Origin of the sequence: Actinoplanes sp. NPDC051633, from assembly GCF_040681735.1 — a bacterium.
Classification (GTDB): Bacteria; Actinomycetota; Actinomycetes; order Mycobacteriales; family Micromonosporaceae; genus Actinoplanes.
In genome coordinates this window covers 1-11,082 of sequence record NZ_JBFAZH010000131.1, presented here as the reverse complement: position 1 = coordinate 11,082, position 11,082 = coordinate 1, and the positions used below count along the sequence as shown (strand labels likewise).

The 11,082-nt window shown below is 70.6% G+C and carries 9 protein-coding genes and 2 pseudogenes; 3 read left to right on the top strand and 8 right to left on the bottom strand.

Going from position 1 to position 11,082, the window contains the following annotated elements:
* Nucleotides 1-1,142 (top strand): annotated as a pseudogene (locus tag AB0M20_RS10755) (hypothetical protein); the annotation flags it as partial.
* 89 nt (nt 1,143-1,231) lie between these two features.
* On the opposite strand, the gene AB0M20_RS10750 reads toward AB0M20_RS10755, so the two are convergent.
* From AB0M20_RS10750 to AB0M20_RS10740, 3 genes are all read right to left on the bottom strand, one after another.
* Nucleotides 1,232-2,497 carry an MFS transporter gene (locus AB0M20_RS10750; RefSeq protein ID WP_364296725.1) on the bottom strand — a complete coding sequence of 422 codons (1,266 nt, stop codon included), beginning with the start codon at nt 2,495-2,497 and terminating at the stop codon, nt 1,232-1,234.
* Nucleotides 2,494-3,069, bottom strand: a complete 576-nt coding sequence (locus AB0M20_RS10745) for a helix-turn-helix domain-containing protein (protein ID WP_364296723.1) — start codon at nt 3,067-3,069, stop codon at nt 2,494-2,496. Before AB0M20_RS10745 ends, AB0M20_RS10750 begins: the two co-directional genes overlap by 4 nt.
* A gap of 79 nt (nt 3,070-3,148) precedes the next feature.
* A complete protein-coding gene (locus AB0M20_RS10740) occupies nt 3,149-3,523 on the bottom strand; it encodes a DUF427 domain-containing protein (protein ID WP_364296721.1) in 375 nt (124 codons plus the stop codon).
* Between the two features lie 48 nt (nt 3,524-3,571).
* Here AB0M20_RS10740 and AB0M20_RS10735 point away from each other — a divergent pair, with 48 nt between their 5' ends.
* The gene (locus AB0M20_RS10735; protein ID WP_364296728.1) at nt 3,572-4,057 is read left to right on the top strand and encodes a DUF402 domain-containing protein; all 486 of its coding nucleotides are present in this window, start codon (nt 3,572-3,574) and stop codon (nt 4,055-4,057) included.
* Between the two features lie 133 nt (nt 4,058-4,190).
* Nucleotides 4,191-5,078 carry a helix-turn-helix transcriptional regulator gene (locus AB0M20_RS10730; RefSeq protein ID WP_364296719.1) on the top strand — a complete coding sequence of 296 codons (888 nt, stop codon included), beginning with the start codon at nt 4,191-4,193 and terminating at the stop codon, nt 5,076-5,078.
* Nucleotides 5,079-5,139: 61 nt separating this feature from the next.
* Here AB0M20_RS10730 and AB0M20_RS10725 read toward each other — a convergent pair whose 3' ends face one another.
* From AB0M20_RS10725 to AB0M20_RS10705, 5 genes and pseudogenes are all read right to left on the bottom strand, one after another.
* Nucleotides 5,140-6,231 (bottom strand): hypothetical protein, encoded by a 1,092-nt coding sequence (locus AB0M20_RS10725; protein ID WP_364296717.1) that lies wholly within the window; start codon nt 6,229-6,231, stop codon nt 5,140-5,142.
* Nucleotides 6,232-6,263: 32 nt separating this feature from the next.
* Entirely contained in the window at nt 6,264-7,298 is a 1,035-nt protein-coding gene (locus AB0M20_RS10720; protein ID WP_364296715.1) for a hypothetical protein, read from the bottom strand.
* Nucleotides 7,299-7,357: 59 nt separating this feature from the next.
* Nucleotides 7,358-9,034 (bottom strand): sulfatase-like hydrolase/transferase, encoded by a 1,677-nt coding sequence (locus tag AB0M20_RS10715; protein WP_364296713.1) that lies wholly within the window; start codon nt 9,032-9,034, stop codon nt 7,358-7,360.
* 33 nt (nt 9,035-9,067) lie between these two features.
* Nucleotides 9,068-10,294 carry a threonine--tRNA ligase gene (gene thrS, locus AB0M20_RS10710; RefSeq protein ID WP_364296711.1) on the bottom strand — a complete coding sequence of 409 codons (1,227 nt, stop codon included), beginning with the start codon at nt 10,292-10,294 and terminating at the stop codon, nt 9,068-9,070.
* 181 nt (nt 10,295-10,475) lie between these two features.
* A pseudogene (locus tag AB0M20_RS10705) lies at nt 10,476-11,082 on the bottom strand (sugar ABC transporter substrate-binding protein); the annotation flags it as partial.

Below are 11,082 nucleotides of genomic sequence, written 5' to 3'. Positions count from 1 at the left end.
CGGTCGAGGCCATCTACGAGGTCCGGGCCGGCGACAACCTCGGCTGGAGCGAGCGCGAGGGCCGGTACGTCTTCGACCGCACCGCCACCAACCCCTGCGACCGTCTCTACCCGCTGCCGGCCGACGACGCCGGATTCGTCTACCCGGTCGCCGAGTACGACCACAACCCCGCGCCGGACTGGAACTGCACCTCCGACGTCGGCGTCGCCGTGGCCGGTGGCTTCGTCTACCGCGGAACGGACGTCCCGGCGCTGCGCGGCAAGTACGTCTTCGGCGACCTGGTGAACGGCTGGGTCTTCTACACCGAGGTGTCCGAGATGCGCCGCGGCCGCAAGCCCGCGACGCTGCACCGGCTGCACCTCTTCGACGCCGCCGGCACGGCGGTCCGCATGCAGGACCTCTCCGCGCCGGGCTCGGTGGGCCCGGCCGACCGGGTCGACCTGCGCTTCGGCACCGACGCCCGGGGCGAGCTCTACCTGCTGGCGAAGGCCAATGGCAGGATCTGGAAGGTGACCGGCACGAAGACCTTCGCCGCGGGATCGGCCGGGACCACCCGGGTCCAGGACACCATGCGGCCGTCCAACTGGGCGCCGGTGACCCCGTCGAAGTGGCGGTTCACCGGCGAGCAGGTGATCCTCGCCGAGGCCGGCGTCGCCCGGCCCGGGCCGCGCCGCCCGTTCGAGTACGCGGTGCTCACCGCCGGGCCGGTCATGTCCTCGGTGGAGGTGACCGCGCAGGTGCGGCTGGACACCCCGGTGGAGATCACCAACCGCGATGTGATCATCGTCTTCAACTACCGGGACGACACGCACTTCTACTACGCCCACGTCTCGACGGACAACACGATCTATCCGCACAACGGCATCTTCAAGGTCAACGGCGCCGACCGTGAACGGATCGACTATCAGTGGAACGGCCGCTCCCGCGGCGCGAACCCGGCGATCGTCGACGCGCGGTGGCACCAGGTCAGGGTCAAGCACATGGCCACGACCGGCGAGATCGCGGTGTACGTGGACGGCGCGAGCGAGCCGCTGATGACGGCCCGGGACACCACCTTCAACACCGGCCGGGTCGGCTTCGGGTCCTTCGACAACATCGGCCGTACCCGCGACTTCAAGGTGGTCGGCACGCCGGCCGCCTGACCTCCGCGGCTGGATGGAGCGGCCGTCGCCGGCGGGAGGCGGCGGCCGCTTCCGCGGCCGCGCTTCAACAGCGGTTCCCGGCCGGGCTTCTAGCGCGGTTCGGCCGTGGCGGGCAGGTCCCGCCGGCGCTTGATGGGGCCGATGAGCTGGATGCCGGTGGCGAGGATGAGGGCGCTCGTCATGATCCAGATGGCGGGTCGCAGTCCCACGACGGTGCCGAGGAAACCGCCGAGCACCGCGCCGATCGGGATGGTGCCGTAGTTGATCAGATGCATGCTGGTGACGACGCGGCTGAGCAGATGCCGTGGCGTGTAGATCTGGCGGAAGCTGTTCTTGATGATGTTGCAGGCCACGACGCCGGCGCCGACCGCGACGCCGCCGACGACGGCGAGGCCGAGCCGTGCACCGGGCCCGGTGAGGGCCAGCAGCAGGGCGAACGGGGCGGTGCCGATCTGGCAGATCAGCAGGCCCCGGGCGGTGCCCAGGCGCCGGGCGATCCTGGTGGCGACCAGGGCGCCGATGATGCCGCCGGCGCCCATGACCGCGCCGATCACACCGACGGTTCCCGGGCTGACGCCGACCTCCCGGACCAGGAAGGTGATCCAGATCGCCTGGTAGCCGATGAGGGCGAGGTTGGCGGCGGCGCCGAAGGCCGCCATGACCCGCAGGTAGGGGTCGTGGGCCAGGAATCTCAGGCCCTCGGCGATCTCCCGCGGGATGGACCGGCGAGCAGCCGGCGCGGGACGGCGCTGCTCCCGGTGGCCGATCGTGAGCAGGCAGACGGTGGAGACCAGGAAGGTGACCGCGTCGGCCAGCAATCCGGTCACCGCGCCGAACACCTGCGCGATGAGACCGCCCGCGCCCGGTCCGGCGACCTGCGCCACCGCCTCGCTGCCCTGCAGCTTGGCGTTGCCCTCGGTCAGTCGGCCGGCATCGAGCAGCGACGGCAGGTAGACCTGGTAGGCGGTCTCGAAGAACACCGTCGCCGTGCCCGCGAGCAGGGCCACCACGAGCAGATGCGCGATGGTCAGGACGTGCAGCCAGGCGGCCACCGGAACGCTGAGGAAGAGCAGCAGCGCCACCACGTCGCAGGTGATCATGACCGGGCGCCGGGGGAGCCGGTCGACCCAGACGCCGGCCGGCAGCCCGATCAGCAGCCACGGCAGCCAGACCGCGGCCTGCAGCAGAGCGATCTGCATGGTGCTGGCGTCGAGGGCGCCGACGGCGACCAGCGGCAGGGCGACGGCGGTGATGGCGCTGCCGAACCGGCTGGTGCTCTGACCGATCCAGAGCCGCCGGAAGTCACGGTGCGACCAGAGGCGCGCCGGGCGCGCGGGCGCCGTCGCGACACTCACGGCTGCCCGGGCACGCCGTAGGCGAAGACGAACACCGTCTGCCGCTGTGGGCCCTGCGGCGGGGCCGGCTTGTGCCGCCACCGTTCGAGCAGCTCGTTGAGCTCCTCGCCGACCTCCCGCAGCTCGTCGGGCGTCAGCTCCAGCCAGTGGTCCATCGCGAACGACCGGTCGCGCCAGAAGGCCTTCTCCTCGTCGCCGGCGGCGAACCAGGAGCGGACCTGCTGGACGTGATGGTCGAGGTTGAGCGACTCGGCGGCGTCGGCCACGGCGGCCGTCGCGGGGTCGTCGCGGAAGTCACCGGAGGACCACCGCACGCCTCGCGAGACCAGCCGCCACCATCGCTCCCGCCGATCCCGGGCGAGCTCCGGGGCCTCCTCGAGAAGACCGCAGTCGCCGAGCACCCGCAGGTGGTGGCTGACGTTGCCGATCGCCTGCCCCGTGGTGGCCGCCAGCGACGTGGCCGTGGCGGGCCCGTGCACCTTCAGGACATCCATCAGCCGGCGGCGCAGGGGATGAGCCATCGCGGCCAGCACCCGCGAGTCGGTGATTTGGCGAACCTCTGGGGACGTCATACGGCGAGCATGGCATGCACAAGAGTTGTCGCACAACTGCTCTTGTGCAAATCATGCTCGCCGGCGCAGACGCCGGTGGCTACTCGACGTCGATCGCGTCGACCCGGTCGGGGTAGAACGCGACGTGATCCTTGATCTGCGAGACCGCGGCGTGCGGCTGCTCGTAGACCCAGATGGCGTCGGTCGAGCGCTCGGCGCCAAGGGGGATCGAGTAATAGCTCGCCTCGCCCTTGAACGGGCAGTAGGTGTGGGTCTCGGTGCGCTCGAGGAGCGTCTTGTCGACGTCGTCGATCGGGATGTACTGCACCGGCGGGTAAGTGGCCTCGCGGAGCGTCAGCGCGCGGCGGGTCTCGGCGACCACCTTGCCGGCCACGGTGACGACGATGCGCGCGGAGTTCGGGGTCACGGTGATCGGGTGCTCGGGGCTGGGCTGCAGAACGGGTCGATCAGTCATACCTGATTCCAAGTCGGCGCGGCCGCCTACTCTTCCCTGGTGACGGAAATGCGGTTCACCAAGTGGGGTGGGAAGAAGCACTGGACGTACACGCTGGAGCCGCTCGGCGAGGACGAGTGGGGGCGGTGGTTCGGTGGCCGCAAGGGCATCTGGCTCCAGCGCGGCGACGAGGAGCCGGTCGAGCAGCCGCACGACTTCGTCCAGCTGGTTCCCACTGGAGGCTGGTTCATCGCGTGCTTCAACCGGCCGGGGCCGCAGACCCTGAACCTCTACGTGGACGTGACCACCCCGCCGACCATCACGGGCGACGTGATCGAGGCCGTCGACCTGGACCTGGACGTGCTGCGCACGCGCGACGGCCTGGTGCTGCTCGACGACGAGGACGAGTTCGAGGAGCACCAGGTGCTCTACGGCTATCCACCGGAGATCATCGCCGGCGCGCGGGCGTCGGCGGACCGCCTGATGGCGGCCGTTGCGGTGGGCGACGAGCCGTTCGGTGGAGTAGGGGACGACTGGCTGGCTCGTTACGCCTAGTCCTGCTCTGATTCCGGCACGAAGTCGGTCTATGCTCGTCCCCGACTCGTCGTTCATCAGATAGAGGGAATTCTCGCCGTGGCCCTTGACGCGCGCCTAGGGGTGTCCACACCGGACGCCTCGCCGTGGGCGGGTGGCTGACGTGCCGGCGGCTCAGGAGAACGGCAGCGGGCCCACCGTCCGCCGCATGCAGGTCGGTGCCCGGCTGCGCAGCCTCCGGCTGGCCAAGGGGATCACCCGTGAGCAGGCCGGATACGCGATCCGCGGCTCCGACTCGAAGATCAGCCGGATGGAGCTGGGCCGGGTGGCGTTCATGGAACGGGACGTCACCGACCTGCTCAAGCTGTACGGCATCGAAGATGCCGCGGAGCACGCGCGCCTGCTGGCGCTGGCGCGCGAGGCGAACACGCCCGGCTGGTGGCACGCGTACGGCGACGTGCTGGCCACCTGGTTCCAGAATTATCTGGACCTCGAGCAGGCCACCGAGCTGATCCGCACCTACGAGATCCAGTTCGTGCCGGGTCTGCTGCAGACCGACGCGTACGCGCGGGCGGTCATCATGCTGGGCCACGGCCGGGCCGCCGAGGACGAGATCTCCCGCCGGGCCGGCCTGCGGATGGCCCGCCAGCAGCTGCTGACCCGCGCCGACCCGCCGCGGCTGTGGGCGGTGCTGGACGAGGCTGTGCTGCGGCGCCCGATCGGCGGCCTCGAGGTGCTCAAGCAGCAGATCGAGCACCTGATCGAGATGACCGCGCTGCGCAACGTGCGGCTGCAGGTCATCCCGTTCCGCTCCGGTGGCCACGCGGCGGCCGGCGGCGCGTTCAGCATCCTGCGTTTCGCCCACTCCGACGTCCCGGACGTGGTCTACATCGAGCACCTGACCAGCGGGCTCTACCTCGACAAGCGTGAGGACGTCGACCAGTACGCCGCGGCGATGGGCCGCCTGTTCATCGAGGCCGAGCCGCCCAACCGCACCCCCGAGATCCTGAAGGAGATCCTGGGCGACCTCGCGGCCGGATGACCCAGGGCCGGATAACCCAGGGCCGGATAACCCAGGGCCGGATGACTCAGCGCCGGACAATTCAGGGCAGCGTGACCTCGTGGAAGCGAGGCTTGTACAGGTCGGCGTCGCCGATGATGTCGGCCGGCGTCCTGCCGTTCCAGGCGATGCTCACCAGCAGCTTGCCCGAGGCGAGCGGCTGCTCGGGATGCAGCTGCGGGGAGTAGGTCTGGTGGTTCGGCCCGGCCGGCGAGCTGATCGTCACCGAGCCCAGGGGAGCGCCCCACGGCGTCGACCGCGTCTCGATGTGCACCGTATCGCCCCAGCCGGTCCACGGCTTGTACGCCAGCGCCCACCGGCCGCCGATCCGCCGGACGCTCGAGATCTGCGCGCGCAGGATCGGCGCCGCCCGGGCGATGTCCGGCTGCCACGCGCCGGTCGCGTCGCGGAAGCGCCAGGCGCCCGGGTTCTTCACCTCGCCGACCCGGACCCGGGCCACGTAGCTGCGGTGCGGCTCGTAGTTCGGGTCGTTCGGCACGTTGGAGAAGCCGAAGACGTAGACGAAGTCGCCGCTGACCACGGCGTCCGAGCTGTACTGGGCGGTCGCCGTGGTGTTGCCGCCGGTCCGGCCGGACGACGGGGTGGGCGACATGCCCCGGAAGGCGAGTGTGCCGTCGGCGTTGAACCCGAACTCGGCCAGCTCGACGCCGAGCAGCTCGAAGTAGTCGTTGTCGTCCTGGCGGACCCGCTGGCACAGCACGTAGAGGCTGCCGCCCGCCTCGAACATGCCCTGGGTCCAGTACCGATGGTCGCCGCCCGGGCTGGGCACCGCGTTGCGCCAGGTGGTGGCCGACAACGTGTCGCCGCGCTGCACCAGGATCGTGTTCGGCAGCATCTCCCAGCCCGGGCGGTACGCGCCGGTGACCGGGTCCTCCTCGCCGATCATGGTGTCGCCGAACGACCAGTACGTCAGCCCGTTCGACGCGCGCAGGCTGGTGACCTGGTCGCCGCCGCTCCACGTCCAGTCGTTCTTCGCCTGGAACCACCCGGTGAAGTCGTCCGCCGTGGCCAGGCCGGCCGCCGACGCGGCCGACGCCCATGCCGGCGCGGCCGATGCCGCCGGAACGGCGAACGGGAGCAGCAGCAACAGGAATGCGACCGTGCGGAGCCTCATGCCCCGCACGGTAGCATCGAGAAAGATCTATTTCAGTCCCGTACGCGAGGGGCGACCTGGTCCAGCCGGGCCAGCTCGGCGGCCTCGCTGCGATAGGGGTTGTACGCGTACGTGCGGGACACGCCGCCCGGGATGGTGAAGTACTCCACGGCCACGCGCGCGGGATCACTGGCGATCTCCCCACGGGCCGGCACGTCGTTGCCGTCGTCCCATCCCCACGGCGCGTTCGCCGAGTTGGTGCCGCAGGAGAAGGTGCCCTGTCCGCAGCCGCCCGAGGTGTCCCCGGCGAACGTGCCGAGCGCGGCGAACAGGCTGCCGTTGTTGCGTTGCGCCCACACGCCGCCCGCCGCGAAGATGTCGACGAGCTGGTATCGAACGTCGCGGTCGTCGTTGCCGGCCGGCACCTCGCCGGTCGTCGACGGGTAGTGGACGATGCCGTCGCCGTTGATGTCGTACTGCGGCCACGCCTTCAGCCCGTGCCCGCCCCTCTCCTGAGCGGTCACCGGGTGGGTGAACGCGTCGTGCGGGGACGGCTTGAACCGCAGGGTCCCGTCCACGCTCTCCCGGCCGCTGGTCCAGGTGCTGCCGGCCGGGGTGTACGAGAAGAAGTCGCTGTGCGCCACGGTCACCGCGGAGCGCAGCACGCCGTACTCCGATCCGTCGCGCTCGATCGCGAGCAGCACGCCCTCGCCGTCGTTCTCGTGCTCGGTCTCGAAGAACGGGTGATCGATCCAGTCGCGGGGGTGGTAGAAGAAGTACATCAGGTACCAGTGGCTGCCGGTCTCCACGACCGAGTAGAAGGCCTTCGCCGTGAGATCGGCGCCGGCCGTGCCGAGACGGTCCCAGTTGTCCCGCCCGTCGAGGTTTCCGTCGTAGTCGTACCCCGCGATCCAGTCGGACCGGCCGCCGGCCGCGTGGCCGCCGGTGGAGTCGACGTCCTGGTAGTGGATCGGCGCCCAGCGCAGGGCCAGGCGGTCCCGGCTCGCCTCGGCCCGGGCCGGCGCCGCGATCAGCGTGCCGGCCAGCGCCGCGGCGACGACGAGGGCGATTCTGGTGCGACCTCGCATGCGTACCCCCACGTTCGCGTGAACATCGATGAACGCGAATGTAGGCGAGCGGCGTGACTTCAGTGCGTACGGGAGGCGAACGGTGCGGCGTACGCGGAAAGGAACAGGTTGCGGAACTTGTCCATCCGCGTCACCGGGGCGTCGTCGTCCGGCCGCATGCCCGGCGTCCAGCCCCACGACGAGATCCGGTCCAGCACCGCCGGGTCCTTGGCGATGATCGAGATCGGGATGTCGTGGCTCGCGTCCGGGCCGCTGACCCTGGGGGAGGCCTGGTGGTCGCCGAAGATCACCACGACCAGGTCGTCGTTGCCGTACTTCGCGGCCCAGGAGGTCAGGCTGTCCATCGAGTACGCGACCGACTTCGCGTACGCGCCGCGCACCTTGCCGGTGGACTGCCAGGTCTCGTCCTGCTGGACGGCGCGGGCGGCGATCGGGCCGTAGATCGAGCCGTCGCCGACCGCGTCCCAGTCGACCATCTCGGGCAGCGGCGCCCACGGCGTGTGGCTCGAGGTGAGCGTAACCTCGGCGAACAAGGGCGCCCGCCGCGGCTGCGAGTACACGTTCTTCTGGAAGAACGACAACGTGTACTGGTCGGGCATCGACGACCAGCCGAACTGAGGGCCCTTGTAGCCCAGGTTCCGGGAGTCGTAGACCTCGGTGTAGCCGTAAAAATCCGCCTCCGGCCAGGTGTGCTTGTTGCCCGGCTCCACCGCCACGGTGTGCCAGCCGGCCCGCTGGAACGACTTGGTGATCGTGGTCCGCCGGCTGGCCATCGCCTGGCGGTACCGGCCCTGGTTGGGGATCCACAGGCCGGTCTGGAAGGTGGCGTGTGCCAGCCAGCTGCCGCCGCCGTAGGTCGACGAGGTCAGGAACCCGCTGCGCGAGCCGAACCCGGCGGCCGTCAGCCTCGCGTCGGCCGCCTCCAGCGCCGGGTTCAGGGTCGCCGCCATCTTGGGGTTGTCGAGCGCCGACCGGCCGTAGCTCTCCACGACGGCGACCAGCACGTCCTTGCCGGCCAGCCCGCGCAGCAACCGCTCGGCGGGCAGGTCCCGGAAGGCGTCGTTGTCCGCCTCGGCCGCGAACGCCCGTTGCTCCTCGAGCGCCCGCGGCACGCGGAGCAGGGTGTTCTTGGCCAGCACGACGGTGCTGTCGGAGGCCATCGGCGCATACGGGAACAGCGTCACCCCGACCAGCGCGAGGGCGACCCAGGCCGTGATCACCGCCGGCACCGCCCGGGTGGCGACCCGGCGGTGCCGCGCCGCGAGGCCGGAGAGCCGCTGCACCGCCAGCGCCGTCACCACGACCAGCGCCAGCCCGCCCAGCGTGGCGCCGACGGCGGCCAGCACCGCCAGCGGGTAGCCGGACGTCTCCTCCACGTAGTTGAAGCCGTCGCCGAGCAGCGGCCAGTCGAGCACCGGGTCGAACCGCCGGTTCAGGTTGAGCAGGAACCCCACGTTGATCACCTTGAGCAGCGTGAGCAGCCCGATCCCGCCGCCGATGACCAGGGCGGCCGGCCTGCGCAGCCTGGCCGGGACGACCAGCAGGACCGCCGCGCCGACGATCGCCTCGATCGGCAGCCGCAGGAACGCCCCCGGGATCCAGTAGCCCGGCTTGAGCTTGCCCAGCCCGTCCGGCACGACGAGCGACACGAAGACCAGCAGGGCGGCGGCCACGGTCAGCGCGGCGGGGAGGACCGGGCGGGGGAGTCGGGGGAGGCGGCGGGGGCGGTTGGTCACGCCCCCTGTTACGGACGATCGGTAGGCAAAGGTTCACTCCAGAAGATCAAATGATCGGGACTTCACCACCTTGCCGATCAGTTCGAGGGCCGCGGCGACCGGCCGGGGCGGCATCTCGCGGCCGTCACGCAGCCGCAGCGACACCTCGCCGGCGGCCGCCTCTCGCTCGCCGATCACCGCCGCGTAGGGCACCTTGCGCAGCGCGCTATGCCGGATCCGGGCGCCCAGCGACCCGTCCGCCTCGACCGAGGAACGCAGGCCCGCGTCGAGCGCCGCCCGGTGCAGCTCCCACGCGGCGTCCTGCTGACCGGCGGCGATCGGCAGGATGTCCAGCTGGACCGGGGCGTACCAGGCCGGGAAGGCGCCGGCGTGCACCTCGATCAGGTGGGCGAAGAGGCGTTCCATGCTGCCCACCAGGCTGCGGTGGATCATCACGGGACGCTGCTTGGAGCCGTCCCCGGCCACGTACTCACACTCGAAGCGCTCCGGCTTGTCGTAGTCGATCTGCACGGTGGAGAGGGTCTGCTCGCGGCCGGCGTCGTCGCGTACCTGAATGTCGATCTTCGGTCCGTAGAACGCGGCCTCGCCGGGGCCGTCGTGATAGTTGACGCCGGCCCGGTCGAGCGCCGCCCGCAACACAGCCTCGGACCGCTCCCACATCGCGTCGTCCTCGATGTACTTGTCCGAGTCGTCGCGCAGCGACAGCCGGAAGCTGGAGGCGCGGACGCCCAGGTCGGCGTGTGCCTGCTGGATCAGGGACAGCTCGCGGCACACCTCGTCGACCGCCTGGTCCCCGGAGCAGAAGGTGTGGCCGTCGTTGAGCTCGATCACCCGGACCCGGCTCAGGCCGCCCAGCACGCCCGAGCGTTCGGAGCGGAACATCGGGCCGATCTCGGCGATGCGCAGCGGCAGTTCGCGGTAGGACCGGCCGCGGGCGCGGAAGACCAGCGCGTGCATCGGGCACAGGCCGGGCCGGAGGATGAGCTCGTCGGCGGGATCGTCGGGTGACATCGCCATCGGCGGGAACATGTCGTCGGCGAAGTGTTCGAGGTGCCGGGACAGCCGGAAGAGCTCGGGCCGGCCCATCGGCGGCGACACCACGTGCTGGTAGCCGTTCCGCCGCTCCAGCTCGCGGATGTGTTCCTCGACGGCGTGGCGGGCGGCCGCGCCGGCGGGCAGCCAGATCGGCAGCCCGGCGCCGGCCAGCGGGTCGGAGGAGAAGAGCTCGAGCTCGCGGCCGAGCTTACGGTGGTCGACCATTGCGGTTCCTTCGTTCAGGGGTACGCGCGCCCCGGAACGACAACAGGCCCGGGGCGAACGCCCCGGGCCTGGTTGAGTACGTCAGTACGCGCCGCCGGGGTGATCCGGCGTCGTCGTGTCGAAATGCGCGTACCTCATGACCGGGACCCTAGCCCGCGAGCAGGATCCCGGTCGACCGGATTTACTGAGCGACCTTGAACAGGTCGTTGAGCTGATCGTTGAGCTTGGTCAGCGAGCTGACCGGCGCACTGCCGATGTAGACGGCGTCCATCCGCGGCTGCATCAGGGCGGTGATGTCGGCCGCGTTGGTGGTCACCGGGAAGAGGAAGGTCGTCTTCTCCTTCACTTGGTCGGTGAATGGCGTGACGTCGAGGTTCCGCTCCTTCTTGTTGAACGCGATGGCCAGATCGGTGCCGGACGGGCGGGCCGGGAACACCACCCCGGACTCGCCGATGATGTTCTGGCACTGCTCGCCGGACATGAACTTGACCCACTTCGCCGCGTTCTCCGGCTGCTGGGAGAACTTGGTGACGGAGTCGGCCAGCCCGTTGAACATCGACGCCCGCTTGCCCGAGGGCCCGATCGGGGTGGGCGCGAGGCCGATCTCCAGCGGAGACCCGTCCGCCTTGGTGAGCTTGGTGAACGTGGAGATGGTCCACGACCCGCCGAGCGACATCGCCGCGAGTCCCGACTGGATCTGCTTGTCCGGCGGGGTCGCGTTGGCGCCGCCGATCTGGTCGTAGTTCGGCATGTAGCCCTTGCCCACCAGCCCGAAGTACCACTTCAGG

Excerpts from the sequence above, each read along its gene's own strand:
- AB0M20_RS10720 (WP_364296715.1), bottom strand. The coding sequence starts at position 7,298 with ATGCGAGGTCGCACCAGAATCGCCCTCGTCGTCGCCGCGGCGCTGGCC.
- AB0M20_RS10740 (WP_364296721.1), bottom strand. The coding sequence starts at position 3,523 with ATGACTGATCGACCCGTTCTGCAGCCCAGCCCCGAGCACCCGATCACC.
- thrS (WP_364296711.1), bottom strand. The coding sequence starts at position 10,294 with ATGGTCGACCACCGTAAGCTCGGCCGCGAGCTCGAGCTCTTCTCCTCC.
- AB0M20_RS10725 (WP_364296717.1), bottom strand. The coding sequence starts at position 6,231 with ATGAGGCTCCGCACGGTCGCATTCCTGTTGCTGCTGCTCCCGTTCGCC.
- AB0M20_RS10735 (WP_364296728.1), top strand. The coding sequence starts at position 3,572 with ATGCGGTTCACCAAGTGGGGTGGGAAGAAGCACTGGACGTACACGCTG.
- AB0M20_RS10745 (WP_364296723.1), bottom strand. The coding sequence starts at position 3,069 with ATGACGTCCCCAGAGGTTCGCCAAATCACCGACTCGCGGGTGCTGGCC.